The sequence below is a fragment of the Nostoc sp. PCC 9305 genome (assembly GCF_963920915.1).
Lineage (GTDB): Bacteria > Cyanobacteriota > Cyanobacteriia > Cyanobacteriales > Nostocaceae > Nostoc.
Genome location: NZ_CAWUDN010000008.1, coordinates 97,725 through 117,056, shown reverse-complemented (window position 1 = coordinate 117,056; position 19,332 = coordinate 97,725). Strand labels below are relative to the sequence as shown.

General features: G+C 43.3%; 19 protein-coding genes. 10 read left to right on the top strand and 9 right to left on the bottom strand.

All coding sequences use genetic code 11. The features are described from left to right. The first annotated feature begins 153 nt into the window (after positions 1-153). Together ACM0OX_RS05255 and ACM0OX_RS05250 are read left to right on the top strand one after the other, a co-directional pair. A complete protein-coding gene (locus ACM0OX_RS05255; RefSeq protein ID WP_414513617.1) occupies positions 154-1,974 on the top strand; it encodes a proline--tRNA ligase in 1,821 nt (606 codons plus the stop codon). Between the two features lie 268 nt (positions 1,975-2,242). Next, positions 2,243-2,854, top strand: coding sequence for a GerMN domain-containing protein (locus tag ACM0OX_RS05250; RefSeq protein WP_414513615.1), 612 nt, complete (start codon positions 2,243-2,245; stop codon positions 2,852-2,854). Between the two features lie 64 nt (positions 2,855-2,918). Here the strand turns inward: ACM0OX_RS05250 and ACM0OX_RS05245 are convergent, their stop codons facing one another. From ACM0OX_RS05245 to efp, 3 genes are all read right to left on the bottom strand, one after another. Next, the gene (locus ACM0OX_RS05245; protein ID WP_104909018.1) at positions 2,919-3,266 is read right to left on the bottom strand and encodes an ArsR/SmtB family transcription factor; all 348 of its coding nucleotides are present in this window, start codon (positions 3,264-3,266) and stop codon (positions 2,919-2,921) included. A gap of 62 nt (positions 3,267-3,328) precedes the next feature. Beyond that, positions 3,329-3,886 carry an acetyl-CoA carboxylase biotin carboxyl carrier protein gene (gene accB, locus ACM0OX_RS05240; protein WP_289794917.1) on the bottom strand — a complete coding sequence of 186 codons (558 nt, stop codon included), beginning with the start codon at positions 3,884-3,886 and terminating at the stop codon, positions 3,329-3,331. Positions 3,887-3,993: 107 nt separating this feature from the next. Next, the gene (gene efp, locus ACM0OX_RS05235) at positions 3,994-4,551 is read right to left on the bottom strand and encodes an elongation factor P (protein WP_194042039.1); all 558 of its coding nucleotides are present in this window, start codon (positions 4,549-4,551) and stop codon (positions 3,994-3,996) included. A 211-nt stretch (positions 4,552-4,762) separates the two neighbouring features. Between efp and ACM0OX_RS05230 the strand changes: the two genes are divergently transcribed. Continuing rightward, positions 4,763-5,869, top strand: a complete 1,107-nt coding sequence (locus tag ACM0OX_RS05230) for a peptidylprolyl isomerase (RefSeq protein WP_414513612.1) — start codon at positions 4,763-4,765, stop codon at positions 5,867-5,869. A 45-nt stretch (positions 5,870-5,914) separates the two neighbouring features. Here ACM0OX_RS05230 and ACM0OX_RS05225 read toward each other — a convergent pair whose 3' ends face one another. After that, the gene (locus ACM0OX_RS05225) at positions 5,915-6,502 is read right to left on the bottom strand and encodes a Uma2 family endonuclease (RefSeq protein ID WP_414513610.1); all 588 of its coding nucleotides are present in this window, start codon (positions 6,500-6,502) and stop codon (positions 5,915-5,917) included. Between the two features lie 89 nt (positions 6,503-6,591). Here ACM0OX_RS05225 and thiL point away from each other — a divergent pair, with 89 nt between their 5' ends. Next, positions 6,592-7,614 (top strand): thiamine-phosphate kinase, encoded by a 1,023-nt coding sequence (thiL, locus tag ACM0OX_RS05220; protein WP_414513608.1) that lies wholly within the window; start codon positions 6,592-6,594, stop codon positions 7,612-7,614. A gap of 55 nt (positions 7,615-7,669) precedes the next feature. On the opposite strand, the gene ACM0OX_RS05215 is transcribed toward thiL, so the two are convergent. Both ACM0OX_RS05215 and nadD read right to left on the bottom strand, forming a co-directional pair. Further along, positions 7,670-8,683 (bottom strand): type I glyceraldehyde-3-phosphate dehydrogenase, encoded by a 1,014-nt coding sequence (locus ACM0OX_RS05215; RefSeq protein WP_292718562.1) that lies wholly within the window; start codon positions 8,681-8,683, stop codon positions 7,670-7,672. A 116-nt stretch (positions 8,684-8,799) separates the two neighbouring features. Continuing rightward, positions 8,800-9,426: a nicotinate (nicotinamide) nucleotide adenylyltransferase gene (nadD, locus tag ACM0OX_RS05210; protein ID WP_414513605.1), complete on the bottom strand. Its 627-nt coding sequence runs from the start codon at positions 9,424-9,426 to the stop codon at positions 8,800-8,802. A 403-nt stretch (positions 9,427-9,829) separates the two neighbouring features. On the opposite strand from nadD, the gene murC reads away from it, so the two are divergent. From murC to ACM0OX_RS05190, 4 genes are all read left to right on the top strand, one after another. Continuing rightward, on the top strand, positions 9,830-11,293 hold the full coding sequence (gene murC, locus ACM0OX_RS05205) for a UDP-N-acetylmuramate--L-alanine ligase (protein WP_414513604.1): 1,464 nt from the start codon (positions 9,830-9,832) through the stop codon (positions 11,291-11,293). Between the two features lie 124 nt (positions 11,294-11,417). Then, complete coding sequence (gene murB, locus ACM0OX_RS05200; protein WP_414513602.1) at positions 11,418-12,419, top strand: UDP-N-acetylmuramate dehydrogenase; 1,002 nt, start codon at positions 11,418-11,420, stop codon at positions 12,417-12,419. A 178-nt stretch (positions 12,420-12,597) separates the two neighbouring features. After that, positions 12,598-12,945: a YbaB/EbfC family nucleoid-associated protein gene (locus ACM0OX_RS05195; protein ID WP_099100025.1), complete on the top strand. Its 348-nt coding sequence runs from the start codon at positions 12,598-12,600 to the stop codon at positions 12,943-12,945. A 76-nt stretch (positions 12,946-13,021) separates the two neighbouring features. Beyond that, a complete protein-coding gene (locus ACM0OX_RS05190) occupies positions 13,022-13,501 on the top strand; it encodes a low molecular weight protein-tyrosine-phosphatase (RefSeq protein ID WP_414513645.1) in 480 nt (159 codons plus the stop codon). A 101-nt stretch (positions 13,502-13,602) separates the two neighbouring features. On the opposite strand, the gene ACM0OX_RS05185 is transcribed toward ACM0OX_RS05190, so the two are convergent. Further along, on the bottom strand, positions 13,603-14,286 hold the full coding sequence (locus tag ACM0OX_RS05185) for a response regulator transcription factor (RefSeq protein ID WP_194040237.1): 684 nt from the start codon (positions 14,284-14,286) through the stop codon (positions 13,603-13,605). Between the two features lie 642 nt (positions 14,287-14,928). On the opposite strand from ACM0OX_RS05185, the gene smpB reads away from it, so the two are divergent. After that, positions 14,929-15,396 (top strand): SsrA-binding protein SmpB, encoded by a 468-nt coding sequence (gene smpB, locus ACM0OX_RS05180; protein ID WP_094349892.1) that lies wholly within the window; start codon positions 14,929-14,931, stop codon positions 15,394-15,396. A 183-nt stretch (positions 15,397-15,579) separates the two neighbouring features. Further along, positions 15,580-15,864, top strand: a complete 285-nt coding sequence (locus ACM0OX_RS05175; RefSeq protein WP_414513599.1) for a WGxxGxxG family protein — start codon at positions 15,580-15,582, stop codon at positions 15,862-15,864. 55 nt (positions 15,865-15,919) lie between these two features. Here the strand turns inward: ACM0OX_RS05175 and ACM0OX_RS05170 are convergent, their stop codons facing one another. Next, the gene (locus ACM0OX_RS05170; protein ID WP_414513597.1) at positions 15,920-17,338 is read right to left on the bottom strand and encodes an IctB family putative bicarbonate transporter; all 1,419 of its coding nucleotides are present in this window, start codon (positions 17,336-17,338) and stop codon (positions 15,920-15,922) included. A gap of 329 nt (positions 17,339-17,667) precedes the next feature. Then, on the bottom strand, positions 17,668-19,221 hold the full coding sequence (locus tag ACM0OX_RS05165) for a histidine kinase dimerization/phospho-acceptor domain-containing protein (RefSeq protein WP_414513643.1): 1,554 nt from the start codon (positions 19,219-19,221) through the stop codon (positions 17,668-17,670). Positions 19,222-19,332: the final 111 nt, after the last annotated feature.

Here is a 19,332-nt window from a genome sequence, read left to right as displayed (position 1 = left end):
ATGCCGATCGCGCTTGCACTTTGCCTACCTCGCAGGTTCAAAAACTAGGATACCTTCTGAATGCACCCAAGCGGACGAGAGTTTGTGTGGCCGCGATTTATAATCGCCAGGTGGTTTATAAACAAATTAGAGATTCTGGAAAGGGAATAAACGATGCGACTATCACAAATGTTATTCGTTACACTTCGGGATGATCCAGCTGATGCTGAGATTCCCAGTCATAAATTATTACTCCGTGCAGGTTACATTCGTCGCATCGGTAGTGGTCTTTATGCTTATTTGCCGTTAATGTGGCGGGTAATGCAAAAAGTTTCCCAGATTGTGCGGGAAGAAATGAACGCTACAGGCGCACAAGAATGTCTTTTACCGCAATTACAACCTGCTGATTTATGGAAGGAATCGGGACGCTGGGACACTTACACCAAAGCTGAGGGGATTATGTTTTCCCTAATTGACCGCCGCGAGCAACAATTAGGATTAGGCCCAACTCATGAGGAAGTAATCACAGCGATCGCTCGTGATATGATTCGCTCTTATCGCCAGCTACCCCTACACCTCTACCAAATTCAAACCAAATTCCGCGATGAAATTCGTCCCCGCTTTGGTTTAATGCGCGGACGAGAATTTATCATGAAAGACGGCTACTCTTTCCATACCGATGAAGCCAGTCTTAAAGAAACTTACCAGGATATGTATAAAGCCTACAGCAATATCCTGCGACGTTCGGGTTTAGCTTTTCGCGCAGTGGAAGCCGATTCTGGTGCAATTGGTGGTTCTGGTTCCACAGAATTTATGATTTTGGCGGAAGCTGGTGAAGACGAAGTTCTCTACACTGAGGATGGTAAATACGCCGCTAACGTAGAAAAGGCTGTTTCTTTACCAATTGACGCCGAAACCTCACGGTTTACAACCTACGAAAAACGCGATACACCTGGAACAGAAACCATTGAAAAAGTCTGTCAACTCCTCAACTCTTCTCCCACTCAATTAGTTAAAAATGTCCTTTATCAAACAGTTTATGATAATGGTATAACAGTGTTAGTTTTGGTGAGCATCCGAGGCGATCAGGAAGTTAATGAGGTCAAATTGCAAAATGAACTGACCAAATTAGCTTCTGAGTATGGCGCTAAAACTATTATTAATTTGAATGTACCAAATGTAGAAGCCCAGCAAGCATGGACAACTAAATCTCTGCCTTTAGGCTATATTGCACCAGATATTGCAGATGAGTATATTAACGCCAATAAACAGATCCATCCCAAGTTTTTGCGCTTGGTAGATCAAACAGCAGTTGATTTAAAAAACTTTGTTACAGGCGCGAATGAAGCTGGTTATCATGTAGTTGGTGCTAATTGGGGTGAGCAATTTAAGTTACCAGAGCGAGTAGTAGATATTCGTAAGTCCAGACCAGGCGATCGCGCCATTCACAACCCCGAACAAACTCTTGCAAGTGCCCGTGGAATTGAAGCAGGTCACATCTTTCAATTAGGCACTAAGTATTCCCAAGCGATGGGTGCAACTTATACCAACGAACAGGGTGAAGAAAAGCCGTTATTTATGGGTTGTTTTGGTGTAGGCGTGTCACGATTAGCACAAGCTGCTGTAGAGCAATCTTACGATAAAGATGGGATTATTTGGCCAGTTGCGATCGCACCCTACCACGCGATCGTCACAATTCCTAACATTAAGGATGCTCAACAAATTGAAATTGCCCAAAAACTTTATACAGAACTCAATCAAGCGGGAATTGAAACTCTACTAGATGACCGCGACGAACGGGCGGGAGTCAAATTTAAAGATGCGGACTTGATTGGCATACCTTATCGAATTGTAACCGGACGCGCGATCGCTAATGGCAAAGTTGAAGTTGTAGAAAGAGCCACCCGCAAATCGCAAGAAATAGTCATTGATGAAGTGACAACAACACTCAAACAGTGGATTACAGAAGCAATAGGGCATAGAGACTTGGGATAAGGGAAGAGGTGACAGGTTATAGGGAATAATCTGTACCCTGTAACCTGTAACCTATTCCCTGCTTTACTCCCGACTCTCAAAAATTTACATAATTTGGCAGGTGACGGATTAGAAATAAAAATTCTAGAATGGATTAGGCACTTGCAGAATTAAAAGCCATCAAGTCTCCTCGAGATTGTGGGAAACTCTCTACTTATAAGTATCGTCTTTAACCAGGCTGCTCCTCACATAACTACCATATCAGCCCTCAGTTAGGAAGGTTTTGAACATGAAAGACCAACAAGGATCTAATCGTATTTCTTCAGGCGTAATTGCAGCCGTGTCAGCAGCGGTTGTAGCGGTGGGTGGCGGTGTAGCTTGGTTTACCACACAATCCAGCAATACTCCCACACCATCAAACCCTTCTGGCCGCATTGAACAGCCAGCACAGCCATCAACTAGGCAGCCAGCTAATGAGCAAACCCCCAACGTTTATTGGCTAAGATCAAACAACAAAAATCTTACTTTGGTTCCCCAGCCTATTAAAGTCGCTTCTATTCGACCCAACCAGCCTTTAGAAGCAGCTTTCCAAAGTTTGTTAGCAGGCCCAACAGAAGGGACAGATTCGACAACCATCCCTAAAGGAACCAAGCTATTGGGCCTGAAGACAGAAAATAATGAGGTTCACGTTAATTTATCTGAAGATTTTACCAGCGGTGGTGGTAGCACCTCAATGATGGGTCGTGTGGGACAAGTTGTTTACACTGCCACAACTTTAAATCCCAAAGCCAAAGTCTATATTGACGTGAACGGCAAACCGCTAGATGTTTTAGGCGGTGAGGGTGTAGAGTTACAACAACCGCTAACTCGCGAACAGTTTCAGAAAGATTATCCGCTTTAAAAAAGTTAGGAGTTAGAAGTTAGGAGTTTTAATTCATAACTCATAACTCATAACTTTCTTCAACTTACCGTTTGCTATTTAACACGCGAAAATTACGGGCTTGCTGCTCCAACCTTGTGGCGAGGCGATCGCAAACCCGATTACACAAATCAAAAATCATTTGATCTTCCACCCGGTAATAGGCGCAAGTTCCTTCACTGCGGCGGCTAAGGATACCTGCTTGCCACATTACCTTCAGGTGTTTTGACACATTTGCCTGAGAAGTCTGTGTTGCCTCTACCAACTCTTGCACGCATTTTTCTTCATCCCGTAATAAGTGTAGCAGCCGTAGGCGCATTGGCTCACTTAACAGGCTGAAGTATTCAGCTACTTGTTGCACCACTTCTGGTGGTAAAGGCAACGTTTGTTTCATCAGGGTTGACCCGCAAGAAAAGAAAATTTTAACAATGACTCACATCATATATACATTAATACTTAATCGGGGTTAATTCGCATCAAAGGTTGACCATATTCTACAGCGTCGCCATTTTGGAGGAGAATTTCCATCACCTGTCCAGAGACTTCGGCTTCGATTTCATTCATCAGCTTCATGGCTTCAATGATACAGACTGTTTGACCCTTGCGGACGCGATCGCCCACTTCCACAAATGCCGCTTCCCCAGGCGCAGGAGCGCGATAAAACGTTCCTACCATTGGGGAAGGCACTTCTACTAATCTTTGGTCAATGGTTGAGGGAGGATTTACTGATAACTGCATTTGTGTGCTAGTTCCAGTATTCTCAAACACGCGAGATGTGGACACCTCTGTTACCTGACTTCCGCTCATCTGGTTTCCCCCAGATGAACCCGATGTCAAGCCTGAACCTACCACACCGCCTAAAGTCCCTTGACCTAACGACAACATCTGATTGCTAATGCTCACAGCCTTACGGACTGTTAGCTCAAAATCATCGCTTTTGAGTATGACTTCTGCAATATCTGTTTGTGCGATAGTTGCCAGTAGTTGGCGGATTTCATTAAAGTCCAATGGCACAGTTTTTATTACCTCGACCTATCCGTAAATTAGCATTTTAAGTGTGCAGGGAATTAATCCCTATGTAGGGATTTAAATCGAGACTTGCATCTCCGTAGAGATGAAAGTTATTCCCTGCTGATATATTTATCTTCCTGGGTATCAACTTTGATGCGTTCTCCTTGAGAAATAAACAAAGGAACCATCACAACTGCACCAGTTTCTAGAGTTGCTGGTTTTGAGCCACCTGTGGCAGTGTCACCTTTTAAACCTGGATCTGTTTGGACAATTTCCAGAACAACAGACTTAGGTAACTCTACTCCCAAAACCTGTTCGCCCCACTTAATAACTTCAGCTTCCATACCTTCCTTCAGGTACTTGACGCGATCGCCAATTTGTTCGCGAGTCAATCTGCCTTCTTCGTAGGTTTCCATATCCATAAAGACAAACTCATCGCCTTCTTTATAGGTATGCTGCATCGTGCTTTTTTCTAGAGTGGCTTGTGGCACTGTTTCCCCTGCGCGGAACGTTTTTTCCATAACGCTCCCACTCTGGACATTTTTTAGCTTAGTTCGTACAAAGGCAGAACCCTTACCTGGCTTGACGTGTAGGAATTCAAGCACTCGCCATACAGACCCATCCAATACAATTGAAACACCGGGTCGAAAGTCGTTACTGGAGATCATGAAACTTTCAAATTTTGGAAGACAATCGGCATTTATTGTACCCTTCTAGGGTCGTCATTGGGCATTTATCATTAGTTAGTTGTCATTTGTCATTAGTCACTTGTACTGAGCGAAGTCGAAGTATTTGTCATTTATCCTCCGCCCTTAACGTGGGAAGATTATTGATGGGTTACGTCCAGTCAACAATTTAATGCTGCATTTGAGTTATCCCATGCTTAACTTATTAAAATCCTGGCTGAAGAACAGCCTAATGGCAATACTGCTGGTAACAATATTTTTAGGCATAACTACAGCTGGGTGGACTCCCTCCAGTAGCGCCGCACTGCCAGCCGGCAATGCAATTACCGACGGAAAGGCTTTGTTGCGGTATGCACTCCCGATAGATAACAAACCTGTACGGCAACTACAAGGCAGTTTAGAGGACATCTCTGCCCAACTGCGGGCGAATCGGCGTTGGGGTGCTATTTCCAAAGACATCAGCCAAGCATCCCGCATTCTCGATAAACCTTCCCAAATCTTAACAAGCGTTCCCGCAGAACGCCAACCCCAAGCCGAAGCTTGGATTACCGAGTTGAAATCCGGGGTGGGTAAATTACAGGAATTGGCGAACAGCAAAGATAAAGAACAAATTCTCCAAGAGAGAGGCAAACTTCTGAATCTTGTGACTCAGCTAGAAGAGTCAATGGTGAAACAATTCCCCTTTGAAGTACCTGCTGAGTACAGCAACCTGCCACAACTTAAAGGGCGTGCCACTGTAGAAATTAAAACCAACAAAGGCGATTTGTCTCTTGTCGTAGACGGTTACAGCGCCCCTGTGACTGCTGGTAATTTTGTAGATTTGGTACAGAGGGGTTTTTATAATGGCTTAGAATTTACCCGTTCTGAAGAATCTTACTTTCTCCAAACTGGAGATCCTGCTGGGAAAGATGTGGGTTTCATTGATCCAACAACGGGCAAATATCGTGCTATTCCCTTAGAAGTCTTAGTTCAAGGAGATAAAGCACCTACTTATGGCATTACTCTAGAAGAAGCTGGTCGTTACGTTGATATGCCAGTTCTACCTTTTTCTGCCTTTGGTGCAGTAGTGATGGCTCGTCCTGAAAGTGAAGTAAATGGTGGTTCATCACAATTTTTCTTCTTTTTGTTTGAACCAGAACTCACCCCTGCCGGACGCAACCTCTTGGATGGTCGTTATGCCGTTTTTGGCTATCTTACCGAAGGCAGAGAAGTTTTGGATAAACTGAAAGCTGGTGACAAAATCGAATCAGCAAAAGTGGTTCAGGGGATAGAAAATCTGGTTGAACCGCAAGCTGCATAAGAAGACACAGGGGACAGGAGAAGAATAATTCTTGTACAGACGCGATTAATCGCGTCTCCCCTGATTCAGATTTCCGGCGGTGAACACCCGATCGACTGCGATCGCTAATTCTGGAAAAGTCTGTGATACAATTTGCTCAGTGGCTGTAAAAACTGTTTCTTCGTAAAATCCATCTTCCAGTAGTAACACCGAAATTTTTGCTTTTAGTGAGTCTACAATCCAATATTCAGGAACCTCTAAGGCCGCATATTCTGAGCGTTTATAACGATAATCCCGTTTCACCGACTCTGGACTAACCACCTCGACAATTAGTAACGGTGGTGACTCAAATACTGCTGAAGCATTCAACAATTCTCTAGCTTGCTCCAGTGTCACTACACACAAATCAGTCAACCTAGATTTATTTCTACCTGTTCTCACCCCACTTTCTCGAAAACACAGCCAAGGTGAGCTACAACGTTTGATTTCTGCATCTAGTAATTGCTCAAGAAATTTGGCAATCAGAAAATGTTCAACAGTAGGTGGGTTCATTAGCTCTAGCTTGCCATCCACCAGTTCATAATGAAAATCGCTACCATCATCATAGGTTAAGTACTCCTCAAATGTGATGCTGGTTACTGGTGTTGTTACCATTCCAACTGACTCCTAGACGATACCCTTATCTTAAACAGTAAAGTAAATCATCAGTTTTCTTCGTAATTTTGCAACACGGAAAACCGATTGTGAACAGTGATTTATCTTCTCAACAGGTAAAAGACATTGGCGAACAAGGTCTTTTAGAAAGATTACAGCGTTTCTGTCCTCCAGAAATTATCGGCGATGATGCCGCAGTGCTTGAAACTGCACCAGGGAAATCTTTGGTAGTTACTACAGATGTACTGGTTGATGGCGTACATTTTAGCAACCTCACCACTTCCCCAGAAGATGCTGGTTGGCGAGCTGCTGCTGCCAATTTATCAGATTTAGCAGCAATGGGTGCTTCTCCATTGGGAATCACTGTCGGGTTGGGACTACCCTGTGAACTTAGGGTGAGTTGGGTAGAACGCTTGTACCAGGGAATGACAGAATGCCTGCAAAAATACAATACCCCGATTGTTGGGGGTGATGTCGTGCGATCGCCTGTTACTACTCTGGCAATTACCGCTTTTGGTCAAGTTAACCCTAGTCAAATTATCCGCCGTTCTGCTGCTGTTGTGGGAGATGCGATCGTCGTTACAGGCGTTCATGGAGCCTCCCACGCAGGCTTAGAACTGCTCTTACATCCCGAATTAGGGCAAAACCTCAACAACGAAGAAAAGACGGCTCTAATCCGCGCACACCAACGCCCACAACCACGATTAGATGTCTTACCAATCCTCTGGAAAATCTTAACTCCTAACTCCCAACTCTTCATTGCTGGTATGGATAGCAGCGATGGTTTGGCAGATGCGATTATCCAAATTTGCCGCGCCAGTGGCGTTGGCGCTGTTTTAGAACACAGACAAATTCCCGTACCAAAAACTTTTAATCATTGGTTGCCATCAGAGCAAGCGTTAAAATATGCTCTATATGGTGGCGAAGACTTTGAATTAGTACTGTGTTTACCACAAGAATTAGCATTAGCCTTAGTGCAACATCTTGGAGAAGGTGCTGCGATCGCAGGCAGGATTACAGCCGGATCGATAGTAATATTGCACGACGAGCAAAAAAAATTCCCTGACCAAGTTCTAAATCTTAGCCAGGGATTTCAACATTTTGGTCAATAGTCTGTTTGTGATTTTTCTAATGACTAATGACCAATGACCAATGACTAATAATAAATTATTGCCATTTTTCAGCTACCAATTCTGCCAAATCCAAGACTCGTTGGCTGTAACCCCACTCGTTGTCATACCACGCCATAACTTTTACTAAGTCATTACCCAAGACCAAAGTCAAATTGGCATCGACAATCGAAGAAGCATCACTACCTTGATAATCAGAGGATACCAATTCTAGTTCGCTGTAGTCCAAAATCCCTTTAAGTGGGCCTTCGGCAGCATCTTTGAGAGCTTGGTTAACTTCTTCAGTAATAGTACGCTTCTCAACCTGAACTACGAAATCTACCATTGAGACGTTCGGGGTTGGTACGCGTAAGGCAACACCATTTAGCTTGCCTTTGAGGTCTGGGATAACCAGCGCCACTGCTTTTGCTGCGCCAGTAGAAGTGGGTACAATGTTTATCGCTGCGGCCCTCGCCCGTCGCAAATCCCGGTGAGAAGCGTCTAGCAAGCGCTGATCGCCTGTATAGCTGTGGGTGGTGGTCATCGTACCTTTGATGATGCCGAACTTATCGTTCAACACCTTGGCGATTGGTGCCAAGCAGTTGGTAGTACAGCTAGCGTTACTGATAATGTGGTGTTTGTTGTGGTCATAGTCATGATGATTCACACCAACCACAAAAGTGCCATCCTCGTTTTTACCAGGAGCGGTAATCAGAACTTTCTTGGCTCCAGCATTTACGTGTTTGAGCGCTCCTTCTTTGCTAGTAAATACCCCGGTTGCTTCGATAATTAGGTCAATTCCCCAATCTTTCCAGGGCAAGTTTTCGGGGTTGCGATCGGATACGCACTTGATGGTCTTACCGTTGACGATGATAGAGTTATCGTCAGCACTAATCTCAGCACCTTTGATCTTGCCTAGCATTGAGTCATACTTCAGCAGGTGAGCATTGGTTCTAGGGTCTGAAGTGTCATTAATAGCGACAAGATCGATCCGACTATTCTCTCTACCCACCCAGCAACGCGCAAAGTTACGTCCAATCCGCCCGAAACCGTTGATTGCAACTCTAATCACAGTGTCTTGCCCTCTGTATTTATGCTTATATGTTGATATCGTTGACCCCAATCATATCGCAAAGGGGGGGGGCACTTTTAACCATAAAGTGTTAGATCAATAAAAAAACACATAATTTATTCAGATTTGTAAGAGTAGAGATTGTTGTTAGTGATATATGATCTGACCGATTCCGGGACTAAATAACGGATTGACTGGCCTTCGCGGCAAAATTTGCGAATTAGACTTGACGAAACTCCTACTAAAGGTATATTCAAGAGTTGCCAGTGAACGATCGCAGACTGCTCTTTGAGTTGTTGCTCCACTTGCTTGCAGATTAATTTGCTTTGAGTTATAGTCTCACCACCTAGCTGTCGGGGTGCGATTAACCAATCACACATTTGTGCTAATTCGTGTCCCCGGTACCAACCGGGTAAGGTTTGGAAAGTATCCAAGCCCACAATCCAGTACCAGTGAGTATTTGGGTAACAAGCAGATAAGTCAATCAGGGTGTTAATGGCATAAGAAATCCCAGAGCGATTAGTCTCCACTAGTGAGACAGTAAATGCTGGGTTATCTATTATTGCTAATTGCAGCATTTGCAGACGATGCTCAAACAAAGCTGCTTCTTTGTGAGGAGGATTTAGGGTTGGTACCCAAATTACCTTTTCAAGGGAGACTTGATGCAAAGCTGTCTCGGCTACGAGCATGTGTCCCCAATGAATTGGATCGAATGTGCCACCAAAAACTGCTAGTTGTTGCATCCAGATAAGCCTGGGTTTTATGCAATTGAAAAATAGTTTCATTACCAATGTACTATTGTACTCAATTCACGCCTAGACTTGATGCAATTTAAAATTAGTTTCACTAAACAATGTATTATGTAGCCAATTCCAGTAAGGTAGCCAAAAATATGTATTTGACATTACAAGAATTTCTTTCCCGATGCAGCCAAAATTTTCAGAATAATCTTAAGAACAGTTCAGAAATAGCAAAAACCTCTAACCAAGGTAAAATCATTCTCAACCAGGAAAACCAGAGCAGAAACATCATTTGGGCATCAAACATGAACATGATACAGGAGTAGTTACGGTAAAAATCAAATTCCTGTTATGATACGCGTGTCATTTGTGATTATGGTGTGGTGTGGTGTAAGAGGAGCAATAAATGACTAATTCTGTAGATTTTAGTGGTAGACCATTTCATTTCATTGGCATCGGTGGCATAGGTATGTCTGCTCTGGCATACGTTCTTGCAAAGCGTCAATTTCCAGTATCAGGTTCGGATCTTCGTCCTAACCACATTACGCACAAGTTGGAATCTATCGGCGCTCATATTTTTGGTAAACAAGAGGCCAGCAATCTCGAATTCTTTCACCCTCAGGTATTGGCTAATCCAGTAGTATTAAATTCACAAGAACAATTATCTGCTGATACTAAGTCAAAACTGCCTCAAGTCATTTGTTCAACAGCAATTAACACTAATAATTTAGAATACAAAGCAGCACTGGAATTAGGTTGTCCAGTTTTACATCGTTCAGATGTACTAGCAGCTTTAATTGCCGATTACTACAGCATTGCAGTGGCAGGAACACACGGCAAAACTACAACCAGTAGCATGATTGGCTATATGCTTCTGGAAGCAGGTCTAGACCCAACGATTTTGGTCGGTGGCGAAGTCAATGCATGGTCCGGTAATGCTCGATTGGGACAAAGCCAATATTTAGTAGCCGAAGCAGATGAATCAGATGGTTCTCTGGTAAAACACGCTCCCGAAATTGGGATCATCACCAATATTGAACTCGATCACCCTGACCATTACGATACATTAGAAGAAGTTATTGACATCTTCCAGACATTTGCGAAGGGTTGTAAAACGTTAATAGGTAGCATTGACTGTGCGACAGTGCGCGATCGCTTGCAACCCACAATCAGCTACAGCTTACACTCAGATACCGACGCTGATTACACCGTCACCAATATTGATTATCGTGCTGATGGTACCACGGCTTTGGTTTGGGAAAGAGGCAAAGCTTTGGGCGTGTTGACGTTGCGTTTGCTCAGTCGGCACAATCTCAGCAATGCCCTAGCCGCAGTGGCTGTTGGTCGCGTTTTGGGCTTAGAATTTGGAGCAATTGCCAAAGGTATCGCCACTTTTGAAGGAGCAAGACGACGCTTTGAGTTCCGAGGTGAAGTCAATGGCATTACCTTCATTGATGACTATGCTCACCACCCTAGCGAGATTCGTGTTACTCTCGCCGCAGCACGTTTACAGGCAAGACCGGGGCAAAGAGTGGTTGCCATCTTCCAACCCCATCGCTATAGCCGTACACTCACTTTTTTAGAAGAATTTGCCGAGTCTTTTACCCATGCTGATTTGGTGGTGCTGACTGATATTTACAGTGCAGGCGAACCTAATTTAGGGCAAATTAGTGGTGAACGTCTAACAGCGGAAATTGCTAAACAGCATTCGCAGGTAGTTTATCAACCAACTTTACCCGCAGTCTGTGAATACTTGCTAGAAACACTACGCCCAGGAGACTTGGCACTGTTTTTAGGGGCTGGAAATTTGAACCAGGTGATTCCTGAAATAATTACGACACTTTGTGAGCCGGCTAAAGCCACATCCTAAGTGGAGACTTTGCGAGGTTTTATTTCCGAGCAAAGCGCCCCTCTAGCAACGGTTTCATCTGTGAATTCGATTACCGTATCTTTGCGGTAAATTAATGTAAAAATTTTACCAAAACAAAGTAAAGATGACCATTTCCCAGGCAGCTGGAAAAGTCTGCACAGTTTCTGCTTTGAATACAAAGAAACAGCAAACAGCTAATTCAGTGGAGAGCGAAGTAATTTACTTACCCAGTACTGATTGTGCGATTAAGTCCCAGGCTTCTTTGTCAGCTTTTACTTCCTATAGAGTTGGGGGAGCAGCTGATTTATACGTTGCCCCCCGAAACTTAGAAGCACTGCAAGCAAGTCTTAAATACGCAAAAGAACGTAATTTAAAAGTGACAACACTGGGAGCAGGTTCTAACTTGCTGGTAAGCGATGGTGGTATATCAGGTTTAGTCATTGCTACTCGTCATCTCCGCTTCAACCACTTTGATCCCCAAACCGGTCAATTAACCGTTGCTGCTGGAGAATCAATTCCCAGCTTGGCATGGGCGGCAGCAGAATTAGGGTGGCAAGGATTGGAGTGGGCTGTTGGTATCCCCGGAACAGCAGGAGGTGCCGTGGTGATGAACGCAGGGGCACACAATAGCTGTATCGCAGATATGTTAGTTAGTGCCGAGGTACTTTCACCCGATGGGACGCTGGAAACTCTTACCCCGGAACAGTTAGGTTATAGCTACCGGACTTCATTATTGCAAGGTGGCGATCGCATAGTCACCCAAGCCACCCTACAACTAGCGCCAGGTGCAGACCCAGCAAAAGTTGTGGCAATTACCAAAGAACACAAAAAGCATCGGTTAAGCACTCAACCATACAACTTTCCCAGTTGTGGCAGTGTGTTTCGTAATCCCAAACCTTACAGTGCTGGCTGGTTAATTGAACAAACTGGTCTGAAAGGCTACCAAATTGGTGGAGCACAAGTAGCACTACTACATGCTAATTTTATCGTTAATCGTGGTGGAGCAAAAGCTAGTGATATCTTCTGTCTCATTCGCCACATCCAACATCAAGTACAAGAACGTTGGTCTATTAATTTAGAGCCAGAAGTCAAAATGCTCGGAGAGTTTCAAGGTGCTTGTGGATAAAGAATGGGGAATGGGGAATTAGGAGATGAGGTAAAAGAATTAATACCCAATGTCCAATACCCTACTCCCTACTCCCAACCTATAATGCATTAATTATTGGTAAAAAAAGAGTCAAATTACTTACCGCATCTATAATTGAATTTGATTTGTTATTCAACGCACACGCGTACAAATAATTATGACAGGAAAAGGACAGGGATTCGGCTTTGGCTTAGGAAAAATGAAAGAATTAGCCGAAGCTTTTAAGAAAGCGCAGCAAGTTCAAGAAGGCGCAAAGCGACTCCAAGAAGAATTGGAGCAAATGGAGATTCAAGGAGAATCTGGCGGTGGTCTGGTGAAGGTAATTGTCAGTGGGAACCAAGAACCCAAGCGAGTGGAAATTTCTCCAGATGCTTTAGCAGAAGGTGCAGAAGTACTTTCCGATCTCGTAACAGTGGCAATGAAAGAAGCTTACAACAAGTCCACAGCAACAATGCGGGAACGTATGGAAGAATTAACCAGTGGGTTGGAGTTACCTGGATTTTAGTCATTAGTCATTAGTCATTAGTCATTAGACAAAGGACAAATGACAAATGACTATTGACAAAGGACAAAGTATATCTATGCCTTACAAGTTGCTGTTTGTCTGCTTAGGTAACATCTGCCGATCGCCATCGGCAGAAAACGTCATGAATCATCTAATTGAGCAGGCTGGCTTGAGCGAACATATCCTCTGTGACTCTGCTGGTACATCTAGCTATCACGTTGGTAGTCCACCTGACAGACGCATGAGTGCTGCGGCTGCTACTAAGTTGGGAATTAAACTGCGTGGTCAAGCACGCCAGTTTCAAAAGTCAGACTTTCAAGACTTTGATTTGATTTTGGCTATGGATCGAGAAAATTATGAGAACATCCTCACTCTCGATGGAACTAAGCAATATCAGCACAAAGTTCGTTTGATGTGCGAATTTTGCTCTCGACACACTCTAAAGGAAGTTCCAGATCCCTATTATGGTGGTCAAGAGGGATTTAATCAGGTTATTGATTTACTGATCGATGCTTGTGAAGGTCTACTCACAAAAGTTAAAAGTGAAGAGTTATGAGTGAGGAGTTATGAGTTAGGAGTTAGGAGTTAGGAGTTAGGAGCTATGAGTTATGAGTTTGGAGTTTTAATTCCTCACTCCTCACTTTTAACTCCTAACTTTTATTCCACCAGACCATGCTTCATCGCATAACGGACTAATTCCGCGCGGTTGCTGGTTGAGGTTTTTCTCAATAAACTGCTGACGTACTTTTCCACGGTTCGAGGACTCAGGTGTAGCTGATGACCCATTTCGGCATTAGAAAGACCATGAGTTAATAACTCTAAGACTTCCTGTTCTCTGTGAGTTAGGGCTGAGTGCAGATGGGATTTCTGAATTTGAGTGGACAGAGAATTATGGGCGTCTCCTGCTTTTGTCAAGCCGGAAATGCCCAAACTGTCTTTATGAGAAAAACGATACTCTGATTGGATAATTTGCGATCGCTCCAAAAGATTGCGGATTGCTGCTGCTAACTCTTCCAGTTCAAAAGGCTTGGGTAAATATAAATCGCACCCTGACTGGTAGCCCAAAATTCTTTCTTGGGTCTTAATGCGTGCCGTTAATAAAATTACAGGCAATAAACGAAACACTGGTTGTTGACGCACTCGGCGCACCAGCTCATAGCCATTCATCCGTGGCATAACAATATCTGTGACAATCAAATCAGGATGATACTCATCCACCATAAATAAAGCCTCTTGACCGTCATTAGCCACAATCACTGAGTAGCCAGACAGTTCAAGATAGTCGCTAACAGACAGACGAGTGCCCAAATCATCATCCACTACAAGGATCGTCAAGGGCATGGATAATACACCCCTAGCATTTTTTTACTCAGAAATTTGCTTCTATGTATTCCGTTACTGAACACAGGCAATAATAGTGTTCTTATGTTTCATACTATGACAGGATTACCAGCTAATGACTGCTCTCAGGGTTTATTTATGAAGAAAATCTTAAATCATTAGGAAGGTTAACGAAGTGTAACCACCTTAGACTCCCTGTGCTTAGGAGGTATAGAGAGCTTTGTAATTTGTAACAACTCTTTAATCAAGGAGAGTAAATGTTCATTAGCGTCATACCAATTATTTGTCAGGATTTATGCAAAAAGGGAGTAAGGGCAATTCATCTAAACGCAAAGAAGCAAGTTACGCGGAGTCTTTCGTAGAGAAGCGGCTTCCCAAAGGGTATTGCCTTTACTTGATGTGTAAGTCCTATTTATGAAACTGCACAAAATCAGACTTGGTGAGACAAGTTTCTCAAGCACCTTGTTAGAAGTAATCGGTATCAACTAACTTAAAGTTGCCAGAAAAGCTAAATTGTGAACTTAGAAAAGCTAAATTAGTGATATACAGTTCACCATTTATAGCGGTTCTAAGATACACCCTATAATTTACAAGCCAATCCAAATAATTTTTTAGGTACATTTAAAGCACACAAAATTATCAATGAGCGACAAGAACGAAGGTTACAAAGTCATTTGCGACAACCGTCAAGCCCGTTATTTGTATGAAATTCTAGAAACTTACGAAGCTGGAATTGAGTTGACAGGAACAGAGGTGAAGTCGATTCGTGCGGGTAAAGTCAATCTCCAAGATGGCTATGCTTTGCTTCGCAATGGCGAAGCATGGTTGATCAATGTCCATATCTCGCCTTACAACGCTAGTGGACAATATTTTAATCATGAACCACGGCGTACACGCAAGCTTCTATTGCATCGTCAAGAACTCCGTAAGCTAATTGGCAAAGTCGAACAGCAGGGTTTAACTTTAATCCCTTTAAAAATGTATCTCAAACGAGGCTGGCTAAAAGTGAGTATAGCCCTTGGCAAAGGTAAAAAGCTCCACGATAAGCGAGAAGACCTGAAACGACGCCAAGACCAGCGTGACATTCAACGGGCAATGAAAAGTTATTGAGGATTCAGTGTTGCTAAACTACCACAGCAAGAATGAGAAACGGACTGCTGTGAAAACCATGTTGTATGTCTACAGCGTGAGTTATGAAAATGCCTAGTTTCTAGCCGCAGATTGATTTTGTTAAGGTTGAGACTCGATACAGTTGTGAGTAACTTCGGATAGCATCAGGAACTTTTACAACTTATGAAAAGTAATTTCATTACAGCCGTTGGCGCTGGCGTTCTCACCTTGAGTATGGGAATTTTACCTTTAACTCTATCTGCACAAGCTCAGACAACTAATGACACCGGAGCCACTACTACTGCTCCAACAACAACTACTACTGACGATCGCAATGATTTTGATTGGGGTTGGCTAGGATTGCTTGGTTTATTCGGTCTAGGCGGGTTGGCTGGCAAAAAGAACGATCGCGAATCTGTAGCTTATCGCGACCCTAATGCCCCAAGTGCCACTACCTACAGAGATTAGAAAATTCAAAAGTTGTCAGTTGTCCGGTAAGAAAACAACTGACAACTTATTTATGTTAATTTACTGCTGGACTTGAGTTAGTTGTATTTGTCTGGTTTTGAGCTAAAGGCGTCCAGTAGCTGGCAATTAAGGCAACGATGAGCCACCAGAGGGTATTGACTTCAGGACGATACCAGACAGTATCTACAGTACCGTGAGCTAGCATACCCAACAAAATAGCGATCGCTCCAATTAACCAAAATCCCTCTACACTTCTGATTTGTCGCAATCGTCGCACTTGCAAAAGTGCCGTATTAAATGTGACAATTAATAGCCAGAGAAAGCAGGCTAAACCAACAAAGCCAGTTTCTACAGTCACTTCAAACAATATCGAATAGGCGCTCAAAGCAGTGTAACGAGGGCGTTGGTAGAGGGGATAAACTTTATTAAAAGAGTTGTGACCAGGCCCAATGCCGAAAATCGGGCGATCGCGAATCATTTCAAAAACAGCATCCCACACATTTCGGCGAAAATTATTACTGCTATCCTTACGGTCGGCAAAAATACTAAACACTCGCAGCCGGACTGGCTCTACAAATATCACTGCTAGCACCAATACGCCGATCAATCCTCCTAAAACAATCGGTATTGACCAAGTACGCCAAAAACGAGGCATTTCCACGCTTTTCCAATAAACTAGCAATGCCATCACAGCTAAAACTGCCACCACTAGTCCAATCCAACCGCCACGACTAAAAGTCAGAATCAGGCAGGAACTATTGACAATTAGCATCGTTAATGCGAGAGCTTTTTTAGGCCAGCTTTGCCATGCAAAAATTGCCACTAAGCTAAAAATTACTGCTGGTAAGAGATATCCAGCCAATAAGTTGGGATTGCCTAAATAACTGTAGACTCTTGTAGTCTTAGACATAGGAGATTCTGGATCGACCCAAGTCGCCAGTGCTGTGGCTCCAAAAAACCATTGCCGCAACCCGTATACACTAACAATTAACGATACGTGCAGATAAAGGATGATAATCCAAGAACGGAGGCGAGGCGACCTTAATACCCTGGCACAAAGGGTAAATAGTAGCAAATACAAGGTCAAGGTTCCCAAGTCGTTAAGTGCCGCCTTTTTCACTGGTGATAATGCTGTTGCAACTGCGGCAACTCCCCAGTAGAGCAATACCAGCAAGTGAATGGGAGTGACTGACGAGACATTTGCTGGTGTTACTTCATCAGATATAGTCAACAACAACCAAAATCCGACACAAGCCACCAGCAAAAAACCCACCAATGTACTCGAAGCAAAAGGTGCTAGAGCATATATTAAGCTGAGTAAAGCCGCTGCGATCGCATCTCCCCATTGAAGCAAGACGCTAGTTTGCCGCCAAGAACTTAGCAGTCCCACCAGAGAGCGGTGTACATAACTGGTAGCAAGATATTCTTTGAGCGGTAAAGTTGATAGAGTAAATCGTTGCCAGACTAAATTCATAAAAAACATTGCGATCGATTAGCCTGCCGACGCAGAACTTGGAATCGATCATAATGCCTATAGCTATAAAAAGGTAATAACAGAAATTGCCCATCGCGTGATGGCGCTCTTATTCCTTGCCATCAGCCAATAGGAAGTTAAGAATAGTTCTTCATATACTTAGTACAGCTTGATGTAAAATAGTGGCGAATTGAGGGTTGAAATTTAAAGGCATAGGTAAGCGCGGAAGCACACAGAGAATTAATCAAATCTAGATAGAAAATACGTCTTTCCCAATCTCCATTACCCCTTATCCTCAGAGGGGGCCCCACCTTCCCCAATCCCCACGATTAGACATCGTTAATTGCTTGTGAGGAAGTCGCTAGTTGCAGTGGCAAAGAAAGCACATAACGATATCCTGATTCTGGTGAACCTTGAATCAAAATATGTCCACCATGTAATTCTGCCAGTTGACAGCTTAGTAATAGACCTAAGCTTTCACGAGAAAGACTTCCATGTGATTTAGCTAAATTTATACCTGAACTAGTAGCAAAGAAATTTGAGTGGGAATCACTCAAGTTTTTGGAATTTTCCACTGCTACTGATGAAGTATCTAGTTGTTCTTGTCTTTCTGTATGAGTATTGTAAGTTGCTACTTCACCTGTAAGCTCTAGCAGCGACAAAGAATTGAGACGGAAATAAGGATCGACCTCTGTTATGCCATCCCCTAACCAGGGATGGGAAACCCAAATAGTAATGTTGAGCGTATCTTCTTTATAAGAAACATGAATGCGAACAATGCTACCTGTAGCCGAAAGTTGAATCACACTGAAAACCAGATGATAAAGCATTTGCCGCACCTTGTCTTTATCTAAAGGCCAAATGCGATTGCGTCCTGGTTCTATAGACAGGCGAATATCTTGCTCGCGACGATTAGCTACTTCTTCTAGGGTATTGATAGCTTGTTGGCATAGCATTTCAATATCCACGGGAGCTAGATTTAGTACAGTTGAGTTTTCATCCATCGCTCCTAGTTCGGTAATTTCGTTTACTAGGGAAAGTAAGTACCGACCACTGTGTTGGATAATTTCTAAATATTCTCTCTGTTTAGTCGTCAAAGGCCCATAAATCTCACGTCCTAAAACACTAGCCATACCGAGTACAGATGTTAAGGGCGTGCGTAACTCCTGAGTTAGCTGACTCAAAAGTTCTAGCTTCAGTTGCTTAGTAGAAACAGAGTCGCTATCTTGAGTGGATGCAGTGATTTTAATCTCAGTGTTACGTTCTTCATTCAGTGAAAATATCGGAACGTTCTTGGCAGCGCTTGATTCGAGTTTCCCTTGCAAGAGTCGGTTACGTTCAAATTCACTCATGCTCCAACGAGCAATGATTTGTAAAAACTCAATGTCTCGGGTTGTAAAATTGCGCGGGACTAAATCCATCACCGCTAATGCACCTAAACAATGTCCCTCAGCATCAATTAAAGGCGCTCCTAAGTAAGCACGAATACCATAATCTTGCACTAACTTGCTGCCAGCAAGTACTGGATCGGTAAGTTTATGCGTATCATTAATGACAAATACTTGAAAGCTGTCTACTACCTGAGTGCAAAATGATTCCCGGCGTAGTAGTTGCCGGCTTTGTGCCAAATGATTCATTAGTCCTAGTCTAGATAAGCCTATCGCCGATTTGAACCAATGGCGTTCTTGATCCACAAATCCCAATATCGAAATTGGTGCTTCCAAAAAGTGGGCAGCAGTCTGTGTGGCTTCTTCAAAAACCGGAATCGTTTCTGGTTGCCGCAAACCTAAATCGGACAAAGCTTTGAGGCGTTGCTGTTCTCTTGATTCATGAGAATCCCAACCATCCTTTAGGGCAAATAATTTGTTTTCAGGCTCTATCATTGCCACTGCTACCTTAATAATTTCTCTATCGTGTAATTGATCCAAGTCCTATTTCTAGGTTATCAATTGCTATTTTTAAGCATTCCCTAATTTTGCCTCTGACAAACAAAT

Coding starts and splice junctions, on each gene's coding strand:
- ACM0OX_RS05255 (WP_414513617.1), top strand. CDS start 154: ATGCGACTATCACAAATGTTATTCGTTACACTTCGGGATGATCCAGCT.
- ACM0OX_RS05250 (WP_414513615.1), top strand. CDS start 2,243: ATGAAAGACCAACAAGGATCTAATCGTATTTCTTCAGGCGTAATTGCA.
- ACM0OX_RS05245 (WP_104909018.1), bottom strand. CDS start 3,266: ATGAAACAAACGTTGCCTTTACCACCAGAAGTGGTGCAACAAGTAGCT.
- efp (WP_194042039.1), bottom strand. CDS start 4,551: ATGATCTCCAGTAACGACTTTCGACCCGGTGTTTCAATTGTATTGGAT.
- ACM0OX_RS05230 (WP_414513612.1), top strand. CDS start 4,763: ATGCTTAACTTATTAAAATCCTGGCTGAAGAACAGCCTAATGGCAATA.
- ACM0OX_RS05225 (WP_414513610.1), bottom strand. CDS start 6,502: ATGGTAACAACACCAGTAACCAGCATCACATTTGAGGAGTACTTAACC.
- nadD (WP_414513605.1), bottom strand. CDS start 9,426: ATGCAACAACTAGCAGTTTTTGGTGGCACATTCGATCCAATTCATTGG.
- murC (WP_414513604.1), top strand. CDS start 9,830: ATGACTAATTCTGTAGATTTTAGTGGTAGACCATTTCATTTCATTGGC.
- murB (WP_414513602.1), top strand. CDS start 11,418: ATGACCATTTCCCAGGCAGCTGGAAAAGTCTGCACAGTTTCTGCTTTG.
- ACM0OX_RS05195 (WP_099100025.1), top strand. CDS start 12,598: ATGACAGGAAAAGGACAGGGATTCGGCTTTGGCTTAGGAAAAATGAAA.
- ACM0OX_RS05190 (WP_414513645.1), top strand. CDS start 13,022: ATGCCTTACAAGTTGCTGTTTGTCTGCTTAGGTAACATCTGCCGATCG.
- ACM0OX_RS05185 (WP_194040237.1), bottom strand. CDS start 14,286: ATGCCCTTGACGATCCTTGTAGTGGATGATGATTTGGGCACTCGTCTG.
- smpB (WP_094349892.1), top strand. CDS start 14,929: ATGAGCGACAAGAACGAAGGTTACAAAGTCATTTGCGACAACCGTCAA.
- ACM0OX_RS05175 (WP_414513599.1), top strand. CDS start 15,580: ATGAAAAGTAATTTCATTACAGCCGTTGGCGCTGGCGTTCTCACCTTG.
- ACM0OX_RS05170 (WP_414513597.1), bottom strand. CDS start 17,338: ATGAATTTAGTCTGGCAACGATTTACTCTATCAACTTTACCGCTCAAA.
- ACM0OX_RS05165 (WP_414513643.1), bottom strand. CDS start 19,221: ATGATAGAGCCTGAAAACAAATTATTTGCCCTAAAGGATGGTTGGGAT.